The organism is Chitinophaga filiformis (assembly GCF_021646545.1).
GTDB classification, from domain to species: Bacteria; Bacteroidota; Bacteroidia; order Chitinophagales; family Chitinophagaceae; genus Chitinophaga; species Chitinophaga filiformis_A.
On sequence record NZ_JAKIRP010000010.1, the window covers coordinates 216,431 to 236,130 of the forward strand.

Here is a 19,700-nt window from a genome sequence, read left to right on the forward strand (position 1 = left end):
GTTTTACAAACTTGTGCCGCTGATGAGAATTGAACCCACGACCTTTCCTGGTCTGCACCAGGAACGCTCTGCCACTGAGCTACAACGAAATCCGGATCCCGGATGTTTGGAAATCCGTTGAGCTGTTGATGAGAATTGAACTCACGACCTCTTCCTTACCAAGGAAGTGCTCTACCCCTGAGCTACAACAGCATTGAAAATCTTTTTAAAGAACTTTCATCCCATGTAATACCAAGACAAAATTTCGAACCGGTATTACGATGAGCGGGAGACGAGGTTCGAACCCGCGACCTACAGCTTGGAAGGCTGTCGCTCTACCAACTGAGCTACTCCCGCATTTAATAAGTAATAAACTAAAGAACTGTGTGCCTTCTACTTCCTGCGAAGCTTTCTTTGGGGAAAACCTGCGATTTGATAACCGACACTAAAAGAACCATTCCCCTCTACTCTATATTTCCCTTTCGGGAGAACCTGCATTTAACAGACAAGTTCCGCCTTTGCTAAGGGGCAAAGGCGGAACATTTGCGCTGAGTGGGCAGGACAGGATTCGAACCTGTGAAGACGTAGTCAGCGGATTTACAGTCCGCCCCATTTGGCCGCTCTGGAACCTGCCCATTTTAATCCTTAAACTCCTTTCCAAAAATCTCGTCCGTCCGGGACCACTTTTTTGCTTCGGAATTTTTCCGGAGCCAGCAGAGGGATTCGAACCCCCGACCCACTGATTACAAATCAGTAGCTCTGGCCAACTGAGCTATGCTGGCTTATGTTATGCAAGAATCTTATAAAAGGTATCCGTTATAAGAGGGTGCAAAAATAGTTGAATTTAATTAATCTCAAAATCTTTTTTTCAGCACCCGGATACAAATTTTAAGACTTGTATTAATTGGCTAAAACACCCTACAGTAAAGAACTTTACTACCTTTGCCGATCCCTTTTTTCGATCGGGATGGCAAAGGTAGTAAACAGATATTTAATTCCAAAATATTTTTAAGATTTTACTGAAATTTCTTCTCTTTGGTTTTCTTGATCTGGTTAACAACCGAGTCAAAGGCGAGATCAAATGACTCTTCAAAGGATTTGGATTCGTGCTTCACAAACAAGTCTTGGCGAGGGATGTGGACTTTTATCTCAGCGATTTTATCCTTAATCTGATGGGCAATTCCATCCAACTTTAGAAAAACTTCCACGCTGATGATCCGGTCATAAAAAGTATTGAGTTTCTGAATTTTTTTACTCACATGGTCAATCAACTTTGAGTCAGCATCGAAATGTACTGTTTGAATTTGAACGTTCATAGCACTAATTTTTAGTTTTAAACAATCTTGTACATGCTCGTAACATTACGTCCATAGGCTTTCATTGTGTTAATGGTAATGGATATCGACTAATGTAAAAAGTATACAAAGAACTCATTACTAATTTAATCACTTTTCAACTCTTTTGCATAACCATTTAGTAATATTTTGTTAAAGTGAGAACGCGCCTTTCTACTCGCCCTTCGGATGCGCCTTCCGGTACGCTTCCCGCAGCTTCTCGATGCTATTGTGCGTGTAAACCTGTGTGGACGCCAGACTGGAGTGCCCCAGCAACTCTTTCACTGCATTCAGGTCAGCGCCGTTGTTCGTAAGATGGGTGGCAAACGTATGCCGCAGTATATGCGGACTTCTCCGGCTCAGGGTCGTGATCTGGTGATCGGTCAGGTACCCCCGCACTACATTGTAAACATATCTCGGATATAATTTCTTCCCGCTCCGCGGATTTACCAGCAACACCTCCCTGTCATACTCCGCCAGCTCTTTCCGACGCATGGCCCGGTACTCCCCTATCTCATCCTTCAAAACACTACTGATAGGGATGATCCGCTCCTTATTGCCCTTTCCCAGCACTTTTATGGTCAGATTACCCGTGTCCACATGCCGCTCCTGCAGATTGATCAACTCCGACAACCGGATACCTGTATGATACAAAAGCTCAAATATCATCCGGTGTGTCCTCCCCTCCAGGTCATCCGCAAAAATCGGCGTATCCTCCTGCCCCCTGCGCATACTCCGGTTATCTTCCACTGCCTGCATCCCCTTTTCATCAATAAAGCCGGGCAACCGCTTCCCGATCTTCGGGGCAGTCACTTTCGTCATCGGAGAAGCTGTAATTTCCCCGTGACGCAATGCGTATTTGAAAAATGATTTAAGGGTGGAGATCTTGCGGTTAACACTCTTGGCAATCATGCCCTCCTCCATCAGCCAGGCTAGCCAGGTACGGACATGCGAATGCGATATGCCAGAAAGTGACACATCGCCATAATGAGATCTTAAGAAGATAAAAAACTGGGTAAGGTCCTGCTGATACGCAGTAGCAGTATGTGCAGAATAACGCTTCTCAAGCCGGATATAAGCTAGAAAACGATTAGCTACCGGGTGTAAGACTTCACTCAAAATAAAAAATTTGATGATTGTAAAGTTATAATAAACCTTACAATCATCACATATTTTGCGTGGGGAATTACCCCCGATAGAATCAATCGTCTAATTTACCACTGGCTAACTGCTGTCTGTAAACAGCTTTCAGCACTTCAGTACGACGCTTAACAGAAGGTTTTGTGAAAGATTGACGTGACCTGAGTTGCAGCAGGATACGGGCTTTCTCAAATTTCTTTTTGTATTTTTTGAGCGCCTTGTCAATGTTTTCGCAATCTTTGGAATCGATGATCAACATAATATAATACTCCTTTTTTTCAGGAAGGCAAAGATATAACATCCTTTTTAATTATCAAAATAATGTGAGCTCCTTCTGGTCACGGCCATCTCCTCATTATTACTTAATTTAGCCCTATGTTTACAGGAATCATAGAATCATTAGGAGAAGTAATAGCTACCAGGCAGGAAGGTACAAACATGGTCATCACCATCCGTTCTTCCCTCACACCGGAACTGAAAATTGACCAGAGCGTAGCCCACAACGGCGTTTGTCTTACCGTTACCCGCACAGATGGCGATACCTACGACATCGTCGCTGTTGCTGAAACGCTGCTGAAAAGCAATATCGGCCAACTCACCCCCGGACAAAAAGTAAACCTGGAAAGGGCCATGGTCTTTAATGGCAGGATTGACGGCCACCTCGTTCAGGGCCATGTTGACAGCACAGGCGAATGTATTTCCTGTACCCCTCAGAACGGCAGCTGGGAATACCGCTTCCGCTACCCGGAACAATTTGCCGGCCTGATCGTAGAAAAAGGCTCCATCTGCCTCAACGGGATCAGCCTCACCATATATGATGTGACCAATACGGAATTCAGCATTGCTGTGATTCCATATACATATGAACACACAAATATCTCAGCCGTTCAACCCGGACACACGATCAACCTGGAATTTGACATCCTCGGGAAATTCGTGGCCAGGCAGCTCGCTGTGAAATCATAGCTAAACATCCACTTATGCAATTAACCTCAGCCCTTGCCATCCGCTATCCGGTCATCATGGCGCCCATGTTCCTCGTTAGTAACGAAAAAATGGTTAAAGCCGCCATGGACAACGGGATTGCCGGTACATTCCCTTCCCTCAACTACAGAAAAGAGGGAGAACTCAAGCAGGTGCTGGAACAATTGAACCAACACCGGGCGCAATTATCGCCCGGCCAGGGAACTTATGGCGTCAACCTCATTGTTCAGAAGACCAATCCCCTCTACTCAAAACACCTGAAAGACTGCGTTGCAGCAGAAGTACCCTTTTATATCACCTCCCTGGGCAGCCCAAAAGAGGTGATTGCTGCCGCCCATAGCTACGGCGCTAAGGTGCTCTGCGACGTTACCAACATTCAGCATGCGGAAAAAGCGGCCCAGGCCGGGTGTGACGGCTTCATTGCCGTATGCGCCGGCGCCGGTGGCCATGCAGGCCCCTACCCGATGCATATACTCGTTCCCGCCCTGCAGAAAGCGTTCCCGGAAAAACTGCTGGTTGCCGCAGGTGGCATCGCTACCGGTCAGCAATTAGCCAGCGCATTGGTACTCGGTGCTCACGGCGCGTCCATTGGAACCCGTTTCATTGCCAGCGAAGAAGCCAGCGTCAGTAATGAATACAAGAACGCCATCCTGGACTATGGTATGGAAGATATCGTATTGACAGAACGCCTGTCAGGTACTCCCTGCAATGTCATCAATACGCCGGCCGCAAAAAAGATCGGCTATAAACAGAACTGGCTGGAAAAGCAACTGAATAAAAACGCCCGTACCCGCAAATATTTCAAAATGCTCGTACAGCTACGCGGCATGAAGAAACTGGAAGCGGCCGTAAAACCAGGCAATTACCAGCAACTCTGGTCAGCCGGTCAAAGTGTCGAAATGGTGGAAGACATCAGCCCTATCCACGACATTGTGAACAGACTGATACAGGAACTGGAGGAGACACTGGAGAAAACAAGCCAGCTGCTGGTGAAATAAAAACTACGCCTCCCAGACAAGCGATTTAACATAAAAGTGGCGGAACGCAAAAAGTTGAAGTGCTTCCTAAAGCGCCTAAGTTTTGGAAATACTTCAACTTTTGTGTTCCGCCTCCTTCTTTCGGATACTTATTAGCGGGGCGTCTGCAATACTATCCCTTCTGGTCTATGTCCCTGCCTGTAGCGTCTAACGCTTGAAACAGCATTCATTCTGCGGACGGGACACTCAGGCAGCAACATCATCATGATCTGTTCCGGTGATCACATCCTGCCATTCTGCGATCTCTTTCTCAAAAGCGGCGGTCTTTTCCCTGAACTTCGCCAGAGTATCATTACCCAATGGGAGGTGTACAGGAGGTTTTTCCGCATGTCCAAGTTTCACGAAGGCCTGTGCCAGTTTCACCGGATCGCCGGGCTGTTTTTTGTTAACAGCAGCTGCAAAGGAGCGCATTTCACCGACGGTAGCGGCATAATCGCTGATCTCATTGCTGGTTTTTACCAGGGAAGAGTGGTCGAGGAATTCTGTCCTGAAGAAACCCGGAGCTACCACAGTCGCATAGATACCCAGCGGAGCCAGTTCCTGCGCCATTGCCTCGGTAATGCCTTCCACGGCAAATTTGGTAGAACCATAAATACCCCAGCCTACAAATCCGGATAAGCCACCTATGGAAGAAATATTGATCACATGACCGGATCCCTGTGCCCGCATATGAGGTAACACTGCACGGGTTACGTTCAACACTCCAAACACATTTACTTCATAGTTATTCTTTACCTCCTGCGCTGTAGCTTCTTCTACTCCGCTTAACAGACCATAACCGGCATTATTTACCAGGACATCAATTCTTCCGAAGGTGTCAACAGCCTGTTTGGCTGCTGCTATCGCCTGTTCTTCATTAGTAATGTCCAGGGTTACCACAGCGAGATGCGCATGATTTCCCAGCTGGGCGGCCAGGTCTTCCGGTTTGCTGCGTACGGTAGCTACCAGTTTATCGCCTGCTGCAAGAACTGCCTTTGATATTTCTAATCCAAAACCCCGGGATGCTCCGGTGATGAACCATACTTTCTGTGTTTTTGTGCTTTTCATTTTGTTTGCGTTTTGTGATACAAAGATGAAAAGAAGCCAGCAGCCGGGCTTTAGCAAAAACACTGAACCTTTTATGAAAATCAAAGATGGTATGTCTTCCTGAACTCAGCGGGGGTAATACCGGTATTTTTCTTAAAGAATGAGTTAAAATTGGGTTGTTCTGCGTAACCAATACTATACCCGATCTCCTGTAGTGACCAATCAGTTTGCAAAAGCAATACCTTGGTTTCATCCAGCAGGCGGTTTTTGATATGGGTGCTTACATTCTGGCCTGTATGCTTCTTCAGTAAGGCATTCAGGTGATTGGGATGTACTGCCAGATCTGCTGCAAATTCTTTGGCTGTCCTGATCCGGATAGGGGTTTCTTTGTTGATGGTAGCAGTTTCCGCTTCAAGCAATCTGAAAAACTCATGCACATGACGGAACTCATCTGTTACATTATCTGGCGGAGGGAAATTGGCAATTTTGGCGCTTTCCACCATTATCAGCTGCAGGTAAGCCTGCATGGAATCATCGCTCCACTTGCCGCCCAGCAGCTCCTCCTCCTTCATCTTCGCAAACAATTGCTCCAATGTATGTGCATGCTGCTCCGTCAATCTGATCACACTTTTGGACTTGTCGTTAAACAGACCAAATTTATCCATGCTTGCCTTCAAAGTGGGATGCTCATTGATAAACGACTTTTTGAAGAGACAATAAAATCCGCCTGATTCCTCTGACAAATTTTTCCACGAAATAATATCATTGGGATGGATAAACAGAATGGTTGGCTCTTCCAGGTAATAGGTATTTAATCCCATTGTGAACACCCCTGCCCCTTTCGTGGTCAGCAGTACTTTATAAAAATCTCTCCGGTTGGGAGACAGATAATTCCGGCATTCATGTATTTCCCTGTTAAACACCCTGATGGTCCAGTCTTCAAAAAATTCCCGGAATACAGGGATCAGGTCGGGTATATCTCTTAATGTATCTATGGTTCGGCTGTCGAGCGTCTGAGATGGCATAACTGCGTGTATATGACTACTAATTTACTGCATTTGTCACAAATACCCCCTAAGGTTGGCAGCTTCAGCAACCTGTTACCCGGGGCTTATTAGTTACCTTAGTACTCACCAATACTATTTAAAATGGAAGTACAACCACTTAGCAGTAAAACTTTTGGCTTTATGGTATTGTATGACATGCATACCACTTTTTTCTCAAATGTGATCGTTGACATTTCTGAAAAAGACGCCAATGAACGCCTGGGTACCAAAGCCAATCATATGGCCTGGCTTACAGGCAGCCTGGTACAGGAACGATTTGAATTGGCCAGATCGTTCGGTATTGAAAAACAACAGCAGGCGCATGAACTTTTTAAAGATCACAAGGGCATACAGGAGGGCGTGACCTATCCTGCACTGAGCGCCTTCGAAAAAGACTGGAAGATCATTTCTCCGCTTTTAAGAGAAGCGCTCCTCAATGCTGACGATGATAAGTTTGATGAGCCCTTTGAAATGCCCGGTATGAAAATGAGCCTGTTTGATCTGGTTTCTTTTCAGACTTACCGCGAGGCTAACTGTATCGGACAATTAGCATTATGGCGGAGGTTACTGGGCTATGAAGCCATGAAGTATATGTAACTCCTGCCTGCTCTTACACAACAGCGTAATATATAAGTCCCGGAGATAGTTCATTCCCGGGACTTGTTTTTCATACATTATAAGGCACTCCGGGTTCGGATACAAGGAATCCATCTTCAGAGATATCGCTAATATCATAATGAAAACCATCTGATATCCTTTCCTTACGCGGAAGAAAAAACCCCTTTATACAATTCGGATTACGGATGGCGATTTGGATGTGTGTTTTTTCGTGAATGCCAGAGCCTTCGAAAACTGGTTTCCCTTCAATAAAGGCACCACGTACTGAATCAGGAAGGCGTTGCTCGGAAAAACCTTGCTGCTCGATGTCTTCTTTTATTTGCGCTGCGATTTCTTCATGCATATGTTCAATTATAAAACAATCAAGCTCTCCTATCATTCTATTTTTAGACCTACCCTTTGCCTTATCTGCACTTTCGTATAGTTCTTTTCCTCTCTGTCGAAGATCAGTTACAAATCTCTCATATGAACGCTTAAACATAAGAATATGTTCCGCATTTAAAAAATCGCAGCAATATCCAAGCTCGATAACAGCGCCAATTACAGCGGGTTTAGTAATCTTCCCGCGTTTATGTTTTTCATTAGCCCAATCTAAGGCGCGTCGATAATTGTTCTCCCAGAAATACATTCCATTACCTAACCAATCAAATCGTTCTCTGCTTATCTTAATTCTATTTGGATTATTCAACAATGCGTTACAAACTGCTTCATCACAACCGTGAAAGCCTACAATTAAATTTGGTCTGATATGATACATTTACAGTACTTATTATTTGGCGTTAACAATCTTATTTAAGTCCGGGTAACATATATTTAATTTAATGTTGCCAACGTAGCTTGTTTTTCTTTAACTCTTCTAGTACATTCGTCTATCCACTTACCTAAATTTTGGTAGGGGGCTGTATAATTCCCGTTGCTATCTAAAAAACCAATTTCTTGAAATTTCTTAAATATCTCTTCTTTCGTTTTTTTCCGTGCCCTCTCTCTCTTCATAAATTCAATTACTTCCTGAATGTGTTCTGATGTCATGATTATAATTTTATTTAAGTGAATAATATTAAAGCAAACACTAAACCACGCGCAACTTGTTACATAGATGAGCCTTATCTCGGTAGATCCTAACAATCTCACTTTAATGATCTAACAAGGTGTATTATGTCAATTGTGCTTGTTTCTCTTTAGCCTCTCTGGTACATTCATCTATCCAACGGCCCAAATTCCGGTAGGGAGCTGCGTAGTCTCCATTGCTATCTAAAAATCCAATTCTTTGCCATTTCTTTATTATCTCTTCCTCCGTTTGGGTCTTGGCACTCTCTCTATCCATAAATTCAAGTACTTTCCTGATGTGTTCTGATGTCATGATTATAATTTTTTTATTTAAGTAAAAGCCATATTAAGTCAGGCATAAGATAACCTGCACCTTATTTTGACATTATAATTTCGTCTTAAGGTCCCGTCAAAGTCTATTATGTCAACTGCACTTATTCTTCTTTAGCCTTTCTGGTACATTCATCTATCCGCCGGCCTAAATTCCGGTAGGGAGCTGTGTAATTTCCGTTACTATCCAAAAGCCCAACTTCTTGCCATTCCTTTATTATTTCTTCCTTTGTTCTATTCTTGACACTCTCTCTGTTCATAAATTCAATCACTTTCCGAATGTGTTCTGATGTCATGCTCTATATTTAAGTAAACAATATCTTTTCTTTCCCAATAACACTCCCTCCCATGCAAATGCATAGCCATGCCTACACTGCATAGTATGGCATAGGCATATCGCAATTATCATCTAGAAGTTCTCAATTAATTCATTAGTGGAGAGTGTTAACAAGCAATACCCGAATTTATGTCAAACAAACAATACAACAATAAATCTTGCGAACTTTTCTTGAATTGACAATACCAATATTAAACAACAAAAGCCCCTTGCGGAGCTCCTGTTTAACTGTTTACGCATTTCAAAAACTATACGGCCACTCTTTCAATCGCCTTCTGTAATGCTGTCTCTTTGTAACCCGGCATATCACACCCTTCCGCCCAGAATGTGCTGATATCCGTTATACCAATAAAACCAAGAGACGCTTCCAGATACGGAACAGCAAAATTATAAGCCTGCATCGGTCCTTCAGAATAAATAGCACCTGAAGATACCGCCAGGTACACCTTCTTATTAGTCACCAGGCCTTCCTTCTGACCACTTGCATAAGAGAAAGTTTTTCCCGCCCGCATCACATGATCCAGCCATGCTTTTAGTGTCGAGGGAATATTAAAATTGTAAATAGGCACTCCTATCACAATAATGTCCGCACTCATTAACTCATTGATCGCCTCGTCAGAAACCTTCTCCACTTCCGCTACCGCTTCCTGTGCGACCTCGCCCATTCCACGATATACTTTTAAATGCCCCTCATGAAAGTGCGGGTATGGCTCCCTTGACAGGTCTTTTACCTTAACGCTAGTACCAGGATATTGCGCCGTCAGCTTTTCAATAACAGCATCTGCCAGCTGCGTGCTTTTTGACTCAGCTCCTTTTACGCTTGATATAATTTTTAGTATCTTTTTCATGTTATTTTGATTTATTCAATTTGTGATAAGTGAAGTACGATACCGCCAGTACGGCTAGAAAAACAAACGGTACAACCGGCACGGGCATCGGGTCTCCCGAAAAGCCGTGAGCTATACCGGCAGAGATAAACGTAAAAGTGAACCCTGCATATGTCCACTCCTTTAACCTGCTACCAACCGGCGCCAGCAACAACACGACACCTATAAATTTGGCAATGGCCAGTTCAATCCTGAAATAAGCGGGAAAACCCAGATGTTGAAATGCCTGATCTATTTTTACGTCAGTGAAATAAGCATACCCTGAATACGTCATCATTAATGCTACCAGTGCGGTACTGATCCAATAAACAATCCTTAATGTTTTCATTTGATATTTTTTGACAGGGCAAAACTATTTACAATTGCTATTAAATAGTTAGTAGTATACTAAAGGTTAGTAGTAACCTGCAGGATAGTTGCGCAAGGTCCGAGGCCGTGATCACGGCTCTTTTTAGTAGAACTTTCGCACGGTTTCCAATGTCCTGATCACTGAATAGCTTACCTTTGTACTGCTGCATCTGCACTTCCCGGAGACGTTTCATAAGCAACGATTTTCATCTTCTACCAGGCATCTGCCACCTCCCCGATTACCGCCTAAACTCTTTCTTTACCCTGATCAAGTCCAGGTCAAGTCAAACTAAAGTCCGACTAAGGTCCGGTTAAAGTCTTGTATTATAAGGTCACTTCAGGCTGATTACAGGCTCATTTTAAGCTCTTTATAGAGATGTATAAATGCATTTATTAAGTGCTTATAATGAGCCTGAGGAAGAAGGACATAAACGTGATAAGAGCCTATTTGTCAGCTGATTATTTCGTATATTCGATAAAATCTATTGTGCGTTTATGGCCCAAAACTCAAATATTATTACCCAGGGGCTCTCCGGTCGTGTCGGAGGCCTGATCTTTTACGAGCGGGACGGTAAGCCGTTCTGCCGCAAAATGCCCCAGTATGGCCCAGACAGCATGTCTGCCGCCAGTAAACAAAGCAGCCGCGAATTTGCAAAGGCCAGTAAGGCTGCAAAATCGATCCGTTCAGCCCTGAATGGAGTATGGCAGCCCGTAAAGGAAGAAACGACGATTTACAGGCTAAATAAGGCCGTTTACGCGGCTTTGAGAGAAGATACCCTGCACCCACGGGGAAAACGCGTATTCAGCCCCGCAGCCCTGCACCAACACCTGAAAGACTTCCGGTATAACAAAAAAGCAGTAATGACCATCGGGGGGATAGATACCATCCGTCAGGAAGATGGCAGCATCCTGCTGCAGCTGCCTGCCAACTGGCAACACTGGCTCCATCCTCCTAAAGGCACCCGGTACATACAGCTCCATGCAGCCGCGCTGGACATGGACTTTGACAATAACACCTGTGTGGGAACCGCTTCAGCGGCCAATTGTATCTCCCTGGGAGAAAAAAAGCATTCCCTGCTCCTGCCGGCCATAGCCGTCAAAGCAACAGCCACTATTGTTGTACTGCAGCTGCGCTTTCTTCATAGTGACATGAGTGTCCAGGTTAACAATTCCGTCAGAAGTGAACAGGCGTTTGTTACAGCAGTACTGGCTCCCGCTTTACCCCTGGAAGAAAAACAGGAACGGCCTTCCAAAGCCCTCAGGATCGCACGGAAAAAACGGTCCGCTGCCGCAATACTGGAAACAAGCCTTTCCCCCACGCCAGCACCTTTTCCACCATTGCCCATTGAGACTCATAGCATAGCGCCTCCGCTACCTGTTAAGAAATATAAAAAACCGCCCACACTTGTAAATGTGGAATGATTTTTTCAGCTTTCAGGTAAAAAACACATTGAGAGCTATTTTAATCATCGCGCAGCTGCTGCTTTTCTTCAATGTCCAGGCACAACAAAACAATATAACCGGCGTCACTGCCAGTTATGACCCGGCTTCCATAGCCGAATTGTACGATCATATCCCTATTGGCCTGGAATTCAAATATGCTAACGGAGAAGTAAGAAAAACAGAAGGATTTTTACAGGGTGCTTACCGCTGGAGGAATATCAAAGTGACCAGCTCTGCCGGCAGCGTACAGAACGGCTACCTGCAGCTCGACAGGCAACGGCTGGCAAAACTGCATTATCAGGTAGAGCTTAATATCACGCTGCCTGAAACCGGAAAGCCGCTGACCACCACGCTGACACTCCCCCACCTGGAAAGTATCCGCTTCAACCATTACGCCGACAGCCTCAAAAAAGGCATCCGCTTTTACCTGAATGTGGAAGGTTCTTTCAGCAGCGGAAAGATCTATCCGCTGGATACAGCCGCGGTGAAATTCACGGCCAGTGCCGGGAAACTATTGGGGCAGGACCTGTTGCTGAACGCTAACGACGCTACCCGCTCTATCACCGTTACAGCTACCAATAAAAACGATCCGGCAATGTCGATATCGAGTACAATACCTGTGAAACAACTCCAGGATAAATAATTCATCATTCCCAGAGCTGAATACTACGGCTAAATAAGTGGTCTATGTTTCAGCTCCAGGTATTTTGAAACTGCTGCAGCGATAAATAACCCGTGTACCTCGCAGCTGATAGCTGTGGTGTGCCGGCTTTCAGCTTCAGGGTATTCCGAAGCTGCTCAGGGACTAATAGTCCATGAGCAGCAGTTGATAACATTTGCTAAATAAGCGACCTGGCTTTCAGCTCCAGGTATTTGTTGACAACATTCAGTGTGAGTTGTTCCGGTGGGGTAAGTAAGGACAGGATACCATATTTCGTCAGCTCCCGAACCATTAGCTTTTTTTCATAGGCAAATTTCTGTGCAATCACCTGCCGATAGATCCCCTCTACCGTATGCACATGATCTTTCGTTACTTTCTTCAACTCTGTGTTTTCAAAGAAGACCACCAGCAACAGGTGATACTTTGAAAGCCTGCGCAGATAAGGTAGTTGCCGCTGCAGCGCTGTCATAGACTCAAAATTCGTAAAGAGTATCAGCAAAGAACGCTGTGAAAAAACACTACGTAAAGTAACACTCAGGCGCTCATAATCACTTTCCTCCCACTGCGTTTCCTGTGCGTACAACTTCTCCAGTATCAGGTTCATTTGTGTCTTCTTGCTGGAAGAAGGCAACACATCTACCTGTTGCGCCGCCAGCGTCACCAGTCCTGTTTTATCTCCTTTCTGCAGCGCGATATTACTAAAGATCAACGAGGCGTTGATCGCATAATCCAGTAAGGACAAGCCTTCGAAAGGCATCTTCATGGCCCTTCCTTTGTCAATCACACAATATACCTGTTGCGACTTTTCTTCCACATAGTTATTGACCATCGGAGTGCCTCTGCGTGCAGTAGCTTTCCAGTTAAGCATACGCACATCATCTCCACGCACATATTCCTTAATGTGATCGAACTCCATGCTATGACCTGCCACACGCTGCTTGTGCACACCCATTTCCTGTAAACGGCCATTGAAGGAAAAGAACTCATAGTTGCGTAGCTGCAGAAAAGAAGGATACACTTTAACAATCTCCTCATTCAGCGGTGCAATATGCCGTTGTGATAATCCTAATATGCTCCGTACAAAAGCATTGGTTCTGCCGAAATGATATTCCCCTCTCTCGACAGGCCGTAAAGTATAATGGATCTCCTGCTCCTCTCCTGCTTTCAGCTTTGCCTTCTTCCTGAAATCACGTACCTGGAACTGCACGGGTAACTCCTCAAGCAATATAACTGTAACGGGAAAACGATAACTATTCACCAGTTTTATCCTGATATCATTATTGTCACCGTTACTGAAACGGCTTGACATGGTGCGCGCCACCTCCAATGGCTTCTCTCCTGCCGCATACAGGAAGAATATATCGAGTACCAGCAGGAAAGCGAGTAATGCAAAGACGAGCTCCGACACAATGTATAATGGCGCAAAGAAATAAGACACGACGAATAACATCGCGGTACTTCCCAGCAACACATAGAAGCGCGTTGTAAAAAATAAAGATTGATAAAATGCTTTCAACATACAATAATGTTTACCTCGGCACTTCAACTGATTTCACGATCTGCGAGATCACTTCATCTGCTGTAATTCCTTCCATTTCACGTTCAGGTGTCAGCATAATACGATGACGTAATACATGCGGCAACATGCTGACAATATCATCCGGTGTAACAAAGTCACGATTGTGCATCGCAGCAATCGCCTTTGCACAATTCATTACTGCCAGTGAGGCACGTGGTGATGCACCGAGATACAAGGAAGCATTGTTACGCGTTTCATGGATCAGGGCAGCAATGTAATGCAACAGTTTGTCCTCAATATGCACTTTACGTACCAGCACCTGGTATTCCATGACCTGTACGGCCGTCACCACACGCTGCACAAGTTGCGTCAGATCAGACAATCCGTTGTACTGATGCATTGCCTGCAGCATGGAGATCTCTTCCGCCAGTGCGGGATACTTCACTTCTATCTTAAACAGGAAACGGTCCAGCTGGGCTTCCGGCAAACGGTAAGTCCCCTCTTGCTCTATCGGGTTCTGCGTAGCCACTACCATAAAAGGAGCAGGTAAGTGATGCGTAATACCATCATTCGTTATCTGCCTTTCCTCCATCACTTCAAACAGTGCAGCCTGCGTTTTCGCCGGTGCCCGGTTGATCTCATCTATCAGTACCAGGTTACTGAACACCGGGCCACGCTTATATTCAAACTCTCTTTTCTCCGGATTGAATATGGAAGTACCTATCACATCCGCAGGCATAATATCGGGTGTGAACTGTAACCTGGAAAAGTCTGCATCTATACAGCGCGCCAGCAGTTTGGCAGTCAGCGTCTTCGCTACTCCCGGTACACCTTCTATAAGCACATGTCCCTGTGTAAGCAAGCCTGCTATTAACAGATCGATCATCTCATGCTGACCAATAATTACCTTTCCTATCTGCTCCCGGATGGCCACTACCGCTTCATGAAGAGCGGTAAAATCAGTCCGGGGTTGAAATGTAGTTTCCTCCATTATTTCGTATTTAAATAGAACGCTTGTATGTTTTTATAAAATCGCTGTAAATATTCATCTGAAATAGTGTAACCTGATTGCACCTGCTGAATACTGTTCAGAATATCTTTCACCTGCTCCAGCGGCATGACTGCCTTGCGCGATAAAGCGTCTGCAAATGCAGCATCCAGGTTGTTTGTATTCAGATAATAGCGTGTGCGTACAAACTCCTGCCACTGCAAAATGATCTTCTGCGCCAGGTTGCGGTTGTTATGCTGCTGATAATACAACTGTCCCAGCGCATCCACAAATTCCAGCGAATTATTCACCAGCAGCGGCTTTTCAGGAATAATACGCTGCCTGCGTTTGCTTTCAAACAGGATATAGATCAATAGTAATGCCACAGCCAGCCACAGGGCCCAGCGCATAGCAGGATAACGCATCAACACCTGCCATTCGCTGAAATCGGACGACTGGCGATAGCGTTGATATTTATAAAATTCATCCCAATACACATGGTCCATATACAGATTGGTGTATGCCAGTTGCCTTTCCAGAGACACAATATTACGTCCCTGCATCAGGAAATAATTGGTGAGAGTAGATGGCTGCAACAGCAGGAACACCGCTCCTTCGCCAACAGCTACCTTCACAAAATCGGGACGGTTGAATGCATCCGTGCCTAATATAGTCGTACGGCTGGTATCCATTTTTGTGATAAAGCTTCCCGCCTTGATACCCTTGCGCGAAAAGGCTGTGTCAGGCGCGAGGTTCCTGTTCACATAGCGCTGGTCAGCATTTGTAAAAGACTGGAAGATACCTTCGTCATCCACCGCTACATTCAGGTATTCCAGCAGCATGCTGTCGGGCTGATTGGAGGCAATGAACAGCTGATTACCTGAAGATGCGAATTTGATCATGTTCTTTGCATCTTCTGCTGAAGTATACAGCCTGTCAGCCACCAGGATGTACAGATTGTAATCAGTAGAAGCCAGTGTCTCATCCCTGTTGTACGTACGGGAAAAAGGCTTGGTGACTACCTGTGGCTTGATATCATAATAAAACAGATGAGACAGGGTCTTAAACATCACATAACAGCCGCCGGGGCTTTTATCCTTGTGGGAAAAGCTTTGCCGTGCGAGTTCCTTGTCATCAATATTTTTGCTGTCCGGCTTACCTGTGCGTGACGAGAAGACCAACAGTATCAAAAATACCAGGATAATGGCGCTGATTATTGCTATTAGTTTTGATTTCACCGGGTATAGCCTAATTCGTTCATAAATTGACGGAACTGCCTGTGTATAACATTGAACTGCTCATTGTTCACGGGCATTTCTCCGTACCAGATGTATTCATAATCCAGTGTCAGCGTCGCAAATGTTTTATACCATGGTGTAGACACCAGGCTGCGCAGATAAGCTGCATTGGTTTTCTCCCTGCTATAGGTAACGATTCCTTTATCTACCAGTACCCGCAACGTTTGCAGATATAACAGTCTTACTGCCACCCTGAGTTTACCGGAAGCAATGGCCTGTTCTATCTGCTGATGATATGTCTCTGTATCCAGTTCTTCCTCCGTCAGTTTTACGGTCTTATCAGTATCAGGTTTCGTTCTCTTGAACAGATAACCATTTTGTCGCAGGTAGAGATATAACAACAGGCCGACGCAGCTTATGATAAAACACACGATCGTGATCGGGAAAAGCCCTACCAGCCGTAAGAGCGCAGAAAAGCTATTGTCAATCCAGGAAACTTTTTTACGTTGTTCCGGTTCCTTTTTTTTGTATTGTAAGTCTTCGTCTGCCAACAGTACTTTCATGATGGTGTCTGGCACGGCCCGTATCACCAGGGGATAATCTGCGTAAGATGACATTGTATCGGCCATTGCCGGCATTGCCTCATCCCAGAGATGATGTTCTCCCGGAATTTTTTGCTGACTGATATTTTCCCTGGCATCTGCCGCTTCTTCAGCCGCCTCTCTTTTCGCCGCTGTAGCGACCATATCTTCAGCTACCATGGAATCCCACTGTTCCTGAGGCACAGACTGCTGTGCTTTGATGAACAAAGGCAGGCACAATAATATCAGGATATAATGAACGCGCATCTTCCTCATTTCACGGGCTTTATAATAGTTGCATTTGGTCCCAGCTTATATCCTTTACGATGCAGATAGATCGGGTAAACAATAAAGTAACCAACGATAAATAGCAATGACAGCGACAATATGCTGACGCTGGTCCAGACAGGCATAGCGGTATGGCGGGTAACGAAGCCTTCCAGGAAAGCGGCCACTATAAACACGGGTATCAGCGTTACTACTATCTTAACGCCATCGCGTGCGGTATTTTTCAGAGCATCCAATCTTTTACGCGTACCCGGGAATATCAGTCCGCTGACCATTACCAGTCCGGCGCAACCGGCTATTACGATAGCAGAGATCTCCAGTGTACCATGTATCCAGATCACCAATACTGATTTCATGCCCAGTCCTTTCGAGAAGAAGTAATACTGGAAAGCTCCCAGCATCACGGCATTCTTCATCATCAGCCAGAGTGTACCGATACCGAGTGTGAGGCCGCTTACAAAGGTCAGCATAGCTACCGTAATATTCCGCTGGGCGATTCTCAGGAACATCACCAGTTCGTTCTCCTGTTTATAAACGCCAAAAGGATCTCCGTTATTGATATTCTGTTCTGTCATACCAACATATTCATCTCCCAGTACACCACGTACGAAAGTTTCATCGTGGGCGGCAGAGAATGCGCTGACTACGCAGAACAGGAGGAAGAATAAAAAGGAGAACAGGAACAAACGGTGGTATTTGCGGAACAGCAGTGGCAGCTCGTAGATGAAGAAATTGCGGACCCGGCCATCCTGCTCTTTCCGGTTGCCATAGATGTGCTGATAGATACCGGCGGCCAGACTGTTGATGTAGCCAGTCACCTTGCTGAAACTGTAGAAGGTTTTGGCGTAAGCCAGATCGTCCAGGAGGCTGGTAAAACGTTCCGCCATCTCGTCCGGATCTTCGGCAGGTTGTTCCTGGTATCTTTTCCAGCGCTGCAGATTCTTTTTTATGAAGGTTGATTCACGCATGGGCTGTCTGTTAGTCCGTCATCCATAGCTGATAGGCCATAAAGTAAGCCATCAAATATTCAATGAAAGGATTTTGCTCAGAATATACAAAAAAAAGACCCCGGCAGCTAATATTAATTAAATAAATGTAGCTAGATTAGTCAGCAGGAACCGTTCGGAACCGGGTTTACCGCTTATGGTCTACGATCTATGGACTGCTTACAAACATATAGATTAATTAGTAAATTTATACATGGCCTCTATAAAAATACCCACTTCTTTCAATATAGATCTTGAATTTGAGACGGCTAACCTCTTCCAGCGTTTTCTGGGTTGGTTGCTGGATACGCTCATCAGGCTGGTATATTGTATAGCATTGGGATACACGGTGTATAACATGCAACTGGGCGAGACGGCCAGTTATGTGGTGTATTTTTTCCTGGGGGTGTTGCCGATGTTATTCTACTTCCTTGTGCTTGAGATCATTATGAACGGGCAGACGCCTGGTAAGCTGCTGCTGAACATTAAAGTGAGGAATATGCAGGGAGGAAAGCCGAGCATCAGCCAGCACCTGATCAGATGGTTGTTTCGCATGCTGGAAACGCCCTATATTTTCTGGAATGGTATTATACCCATCATTGCCATGTTAAGATCGCCCTACGATCAGCGGCTGGGAGATATCGTGGCAGGAACGATCGTTGTGAGCACCAAAACAAAGGCAAGTCTGAATGATACGATCTTCAGGGACATGTCTGACGTGGATTATCAACCGCATTTCCCGCAGATCCTGAAGTTGTCTGACAGGGATATGAACAAGATTAAAACACTGATGGACCAGGCTATTAAGTCAAATAATCCGGAGCTGGCGGCCCGCGTTGCCTATCGTGTAAAAGATGTGCTTGAGATCAAAACGGATATGCAACCGGCGGAATTCCTGGAAACGGTACTGAACGACTATAATTACTATACTACACGATAGCTGCCGGTCGCCAAATAAATGACAACCGGCAGGAGAACTAATTATGGCAAAAAGTTTTTTATACAGCGGGCTTTCCGATACTGCCTATCTGACTATCCAATGAAGGTCCGGCGGGACGGCCGGCAGGACCGATGTAACGGATGTCTTTGTTAAAGGCCAGCATCGGGTAAAAGATGATTCCCAGGAGTATTAATCCCACCGTGAATCCCACATCCTTCCCAAAACTCTTGCTGAGATCGTGGGTCAGCATAATCGGCAGGATGATCCATCCGTAGATAGGAATCAGGAACAAGAAAATATACCACCAGGGTTTTCCTACAATTTCCAACATCACGATTAAACTATAAATGGGAATAATGCTTGCCCAGCCTGGCTTACCAGCCTTTTCAAATATTTTCCAACAGCTGACAATGAGCAAAAGGCAGACAGCCAGGTAGAATACTGTGATAACAATCGATGCGCCGCCCATAACGGCACCTGAAGAATCGTAGGAAACGTCTTGCATGATTAAAGGTTTAGGTGAAAGGATATATGTATAGAAAATCAACATAATATCTGCCGGATCGTGGTGTGAAAATTTTTGGAGTATGGAGCTCAACAAGCATTCAACCGGTCACTAATACAAGACATATAACATCAAATGCGATGAAATTGATCACTGAGCAACGCATTTTTTGTTTACTTTTTTAAATATTTCTGATAATTCTTCTTTTAAGATTTGTTATTTATTTCAATTAGTGTACATTTGCAGCCGGCAAGTCTTATACGACCAGCTCCTGCTGAACTCCCCCAGGACAGGAATGTAGCAAGGGTAGGCGGTTGTAGCGGTGCGATGTAAGTAACTTGCCGTTTTTTTTTTGATATTCCAGGTCATCAGTCGATAGATTCAGTTGTAATGCTATTAACTACTCATTCCCACAAGGATGACCTGTGGCTCTACCCA

General features: G+C 45.0%; 23 protein-coding genes, 5 tRNA genes and 1 other RNA gene. 7 read left to right on the forward strand and 22 right to left on the reverse strand.

The features are described 5' to 3' along the window. Positions 1-14: 14 nt before the first annotated feature. The 8 genes from L3C95_RS22565 to rpsU all read right to left on the reverse strand — a co-directional run bounded on the left by L3C95_RS22565 (position 15) and on the right by rpsU (position 2,712). Positions 15-87 (reverse strand) — tRNA-OTHER (locus tag L3C95_RS22565). 33 nt (positions 88-120) lie between these two features. Then, positions 121-192, reverse strand: a tRNA-Thr gene (locus L3C95_RS22570). A gap of 71 nt (positions 193-263) precedes the next feature. Beyond that, positions 264-336, reverse strand: a tRNA-Gly gene (locus L3C95_RS22575). A gap of 196 nt (positions 337-532) precedes the next feature. Then, positions 533-614: transfer RNA gene (locus L3C95_RS22580), tRNA-Tyr, on the reverse strand. Positions 615-687: 73 nt separating this feature from the next. After that, positions 688-761, reverse strand: a tRNA-Thr gene (locus L3C95_RS22585). 234 nt (positions 762-995) lie between these two features. Beyond that, entirely contained in the window at positions 996-1,295 is a 300-nt protein-coding gene (gene hpf, locus L3C95_RS22590) for a ribosome hibernation-promoting factor, HPF/YfiA family (protein WP_089835187.1), read from the reverse strand. Positions 1,296-1,487: 192 nt separating this feature from the next. After that, positions 1,488-2,432 carry a tyrosine-type recombinase/integrase gene (locus tag L3C95_RS22595; protein ID WP_236390953.1) on the reverse strand — a complete coding sequence of 315 codons (945 nt, stop codon included), beginning with the start codon at positions 2,430-2,432 and terminating at the stop codon, positions 1,488-1,490. Between the two features lie 82 nt (positions 2,433-2,514). Further along, on the reverse strand, positions 2,515-2,712 hold the full coding sequence (gene rpsU / locus L3C95_RS22600) for a 30S ribosomal protein S21 (RefSeq protein WP_236390955.1): 198 nt from the start codon (positions 2,710-2,712) through the stop codon (positions 2,515-2,517). A gap of 116 nt (positions 2,713-2,828) precedes the next feature. Here rpsU and L3C95_RS22605 point away from each other — a divergent pair, with 116 nt between their 5' ends. After that, positions 2,829-3,419: a riboflavin synthase gene (locus tag L3C95_RS22605; RefSeq protein ID WP_236390957.1), complete on the forward strand. Its 591-nt coding sequence runs from the start codon at positions 2,829-2,831 to the stop codon at positions 3,417-3,419. 14 nt (positions 3,420-3,433) lie between these two features. Further along, positions 3,434-4,435: an NAD(P)H-dependent flavin oxidoreductase gene (locus tag L3C95_RS22610; RefSeq protein WP_236390958.1), complete on the forward strand. Its 1,002-nt coding sequence runs from the start codon at positions 3,434-3,436 to the stop codon at positions 4,433-4,435. 225 nt (positions 4,436-4,660) lie between these two features. Here the strand turns inward: L3C95_RS22610 and L3C95_RS22615 are convergent, their stop codons facing one another. Together L3C95_RS22615 and L3C95_RS22620 are read right to left on the reverse strand one after the other, a co-directional pair. Continuing rightward, the gene (locus L3C95_RS22615) at positions 4,661-5,521 is read right to left on the reverse strand and encodes an oxidoreductase (protein ID WP_236390960.1); all 861 of its coding nucleotides are present in this window, start codon (positions 5,519-5,521) and stop codon (positions 4,661-4,663) included. 80 nt (positions 5,522-5,601) lie between these two features. Beyond that, positions 5,602-6,525 (reverse strand): AraC family transcriptional regulator, encoded by a 924-nt coding sequence (locus tag L3C95_RS22620; protein ID WP_236390962.1) that lies wholly within the window; start codon positions 6,523-6,525, stop codon positions 5,602-5,604. A 123-nt stretch (positions 6,526-6,648) separates the two neighbouring features. On the opposite strand from L3C95_RS22620, the gene L3C95_RS22625 reads away from it, so the two are divergent. After that, on the forward strand, positions 6,649-7,143 hold the full coding sequence (locus L3C95_RS22625; protein ID WP_236390963.1) for a DinB family protein: 495 nt from the start codon (positions 6,649-6,651) through the stop codon (positions 7,141-7,143). A gap of 70 nt (positions 7,144-7,213) precedes the next feature. Here L3C95_RS22625 and L3C95_RS22630 read toward each other — a convergent pair whose 3' ends face one another. From L3C95_RS22630 to L3C95_RS22655, 6 genes are all read right to left on the reverse strand, one after another. Then, positions 7,214-7,921 (reverse strand): hypothetical protein, encoded by a 708-nt coding sequence (locus tag L3C95_RS22630; RefSeq protein WP_236390965.1) that lies wholly within the window; start codon positions 7,919-7,921, stop codon positions 7,214-7,216. Between the two features lie 56 nt (positions 7,922-7,977). Further along, positions 7,978-8,193 (reverse strand): hypothetical protein, encoded by a 216-nt coding sequence (locus tag L3C95_RS22635; protein WP_236390967.1) that lies wholly within the window; start codon positions 8,191-8,193, stop codon positions 7,978-7,980. 124 nt (positions 8,194-8,317) lie between these two features. Next, a complete protein-coding gene (locus tag L3C95_RS22640) occupies positions 8,318-8,524 on the reverse strand; it encodes a hypothetical protein (RefSeq protein WP_236390970.1) in 207 nt (68 codons plus the stop codon). Between the two features lie 121 nt (positions 8,525-8,645). After that, complete coding sequence (locus L3C95_RS22645) at positions 8,646-8,837, reverse strand: hypothetical protein (RefSeq protein WP_236390973.1); 192 nt, start codon at positions 8,835-8,837, stop codon at positions 8,646-8,648. Positions 8,838-9,126: 289 nt separating this feature from the next. Next, positions 9,127-9,726, reverse strand: a complete 600-nt coding sequence (locus L3C95_RS22650) for an FMN-dependent NADH-azoreductase (protein WP_236390974.1) — start codon at positions 9,724-9,726, stop codon at positions 9,127-9,129. Position 9,727: 1 nt separating this feature from the next. After that, on the reverse strand, positions 9,728-10,093 hold the full coding sequence (locus L3C95_RS22655; protein WP_236390976.1) for a DoxX family protein: 366 nt from the start codon (positions 10,091-10,093) through the stop codon (positions 9,728-9,730). 515 nt (positions 10,094-10,608) lie between these two features. On the opposite strand from L3C95_RS22655, the gene L3C95_RS22660 reads away from it, so the two are divergent. Together L3C95_RS22660 and L3C95_RS22665 are read left to right on the forward strand one after the other, a co-directional pair. Further along, complete coding sequence (locus tag L3C95_RS22660) at positions 10,609-11,535, forward strand: hypothetical protein (protein WP_236390978.1); 927 nt, start codon at positions 10,609-10,611, stop codon at positions 11,533-11,535. Between the two features lie 28 nt (positions 11,536-11,563). Next, positions 11,564-12,199, forward strand: coding sequence for a hypothetical protein (locus L3C95_RS22665; RefSeq protein WP_236390980.1), 636 nt, complete (start codon positions 11,564-11,566; stop codon positions 12,197-12,199). A 196-nt stretch (positions 12,200-12,395) separates the two neighbouring features. On the opposite strand, the gene L3C95_RS22670 is transcribed toward L3C95_RS22665, so the two are convergent. Genes L3C95_RS22670 through L3C95_RS22690 form a run of 5 tightly spaced genes read right to left on the reverse strand, consistent with a single transcriptional unit; the run spans position 12,396 to position 17,799 of the window. Continuing rightward, positions 12,396-13,736 (reverse strand): DUF58 domain-containing protein, encoded by a 1,341-nt coding sequence (locus L3C95_RS22670; protein WP_236390983.1) that lies wholly within the window; start codon positions 13,734-13,736, stop codon positions 12,396-12,398. Between the two features lie 10 nt (positions 13,737-13,746). Then, positions 13,747-14,727 (reverse strand): AAA family ATPase, encoded by a 981-nt coding sequence (locus L3C95_RS22675; protein WP_236390985.1) that lies wholly within the window; start codon positions 14,725-14,727, stop codon positions 13,747-13,749. Further along, positions 14,727-15,914 (reverse strand): DUF4350 domain-containing protein, encoded by a 1,188-nt coding sequence (locus tag L3C95_RS22680; protein WP_236390987.1) that lies wholly within the window; start codon positions 15,912-15,914, stop codon positions 14,727-14,729. The genes L3C95_RS22675 and L3C95_RS22680 overlap by 1 nt, the downstream gene beginning before the upstream one ends. Positions 15,915-15,958: 44 nt before the next feature. Then, the gene (locus L3C95_RS22685) at positions 15,959-16,819 is read right to left on the reverse strand and encodes a DUF4129 domain-containing protein (protein ID WP_236390989.1); all 861 of its coding nucleotides are present in this window, start codon (positions 16,817-16,819) and stop codon (positions 15,959-15,961) included. Beyond that, complete coding sequence (locus L3C95_RS22690; RefSeq protein ID WP_236390991.1) at positions 16,816-17,799, reverse strand: stage II sporulation protein M; 984 nt, start codon at positions 17,797-17,799, stop codon at positions 16,816-16,818. Before L3C95_RS22690 ends, L3C95_RS22685 begins: the two co-directional genes overlap by 4 nt. Positions 17,800-18,031: 232 nt before the next feature. Between L3C95_RS22690 and L3C95_RS22695 the strand changes: the two genes are divergently transcribed. Beyond that, complete coding sequence (locus tag L3C95_RS22695; protein ID WP_236390993.1) at positions 18,032-18,757, forward strand: RDD family protein; 726 nt, start codon at positions 18,032-18,034, stop codon at positions 18,755-18,757. Between the two features lie 58 nt (positions 18,758-18,815). Here the strand turns inward: L3C95_RS22695 and L3C95_RS22700 are convergent, their stop codons facing one another. Beyond that, positions 18,816-19,262: a DUF5684 domain-containing protein gene (locus tag L3C95_RS22700; RefSeq protein ID WP_236390996.1), complete on the reverse strand. Its 447-nt coding sequence runs from the start codon at positions 19,260-19,262 to the stop codon at positions 18,816-18,818. A gap of 247 nt (positions 19,263-19,509) precedes the next feature. On the opposite strand from L3C95_RS22700, the gene ffs reads away from it, so the two are divergent. After that, positions 19,510-19,609, forward strand: an RNA gene (gene ffs, locus L3C95_RS22705) — signal recognition particle sRNA small type. The last annotated feature ends 91 nt before the right edge of the window (positions 19,610-19,700 follow it).

Coding starts and splice junctions, on each gene's coding strand:
- L3C95_RS22660 (WP_236390978.1), top strand. CDS start 10,609: ATGGCCCAAAACTCAAATATTATTACCCAGGGGCTCTCCGGTCGTGTC.
- L3C95_RS22645 (WP_236390973.1), bottom strand. CDS start 8,837: ATGACATCAGAACACATTCGGAAAGTGATTGAATTTATGAACAGAGAG.
- L3C95_RS22615 (WP_236390960.1), bottom strand. CDS start 5,521: ATGAAAAGCACAAAAACACAGAAAGTATGGTTCATCACCGGAGCATCC.
- L3C95_RS22675 (WP_236390985.1), bottom strand. CDS start 14,727: ATGGAGGAAACTACATTTCAACCCCGGACTGATTTTACCGCTCTTCAT.
- L3C95_RS22610 (WP_236390958.1), top strand. CDS start 3,434: ATGCAATTAACCTCAGCCCTTGCCATCCGCTATCCGGTCATCATGGCG.
- hpf (WP_089835187.1), bottom strand. CDS start 1,295: ATGAACGTTCAAATTCAAACAGTACATTTCGATGCTGACTCAAAGTTG.
- L3C95_RS22640 (WP_236390970.1), bottom strand. CDS start 8,524: ATGACATCAGAACACATCAGGAAAGTACTTGAATTTATGGATAGAGAG.
- L3C95_RS22655 (WP_236390976.1), bottom strand. CDS start 10,093: ATGAAAACATTAAGGATTGTTTATTGGATCAGTACCGCACTGGTAGCA.
- L3C95_RS22650 (WP_236390974.1), bottom strand. CDS start 9,726: ATGAAAAAGATACTAAAAATTATATCAAGCGTAAAAGGAGCTGAGTCA.
- L3C95_RS22630 (WP_236390965.1), bottom strand. CDS start 7,921: ATGTATCATATCAGACCAAATTTAATTGTAGGCTTTCACGGTTGTGAT.
- L3C95_RS22700 (WP_236390996.1), bottom strand. CDS start 19,262: ATGCAAGACGTTTCCTACGATTCTTCAGGTGCCGTTATGGGCGGCGCA.
- L3C95_RS22670 (WP_236390983.1), bottom strand. CDS start 13,736: ATGTTGAAAGCATTTTATCAATCTTTATTTTTTACAACGCGCTTCTAT.
- L3C95_RS22625 (WP_236390963.1), top strand. CDS start 6,649: ATGGAAGTACAACCACTTAGCAGTAAAACTTTTGGCTTTATGGTATTG.
- L3C95_RS22695 (WP_236390993.1), top strand. CDS start 18,032: ATGGCCTCTATAAAAATACCCACTTCTTTCAATATAGATCTTGAATTT.
- L3C95_RS22620 (WP_236390962.1), bottom strand. CDS start 6,525: ATGCCATCTCAGACGCTCGACAGCCGAACCATAGATACATTAAGAGAT.
- L3C95_RS22685 (WP_236390989.1), bottom strand. CDS start 16,819: ATGAGGAAGATGCGCGTTCATTATATCCTGATATTATTGTGCCTGCCT.
- L3C95_RS22690 (WP_236390991.1), bottom strand. CDS start 17,799: ATGCGTGAATCAACCTTCATAAAAAAGAATCTGCAGCGCTGGAAAAGA.
- L3C95_RS22605 (WP_236390957.1), top strand. CDS start 2,829: ATGTTTACAGGAATCATAGAATCATTAGGAGAAGTAATAGCTACCAGG.
- L3C95_RS22635 (WP_236390967.1), bottom strand. CDS start 8,193: ATGACATCAGAACACATTCAGGAAGTAATTGAATTTATGAAGAGAGAG.
- rpsU (WP_236390955.1), bottom strand. CDS start 2,712: ATGTTGATCATCGATTCCAAAGATTGCGAAAACATTGACAAGGCGCTC.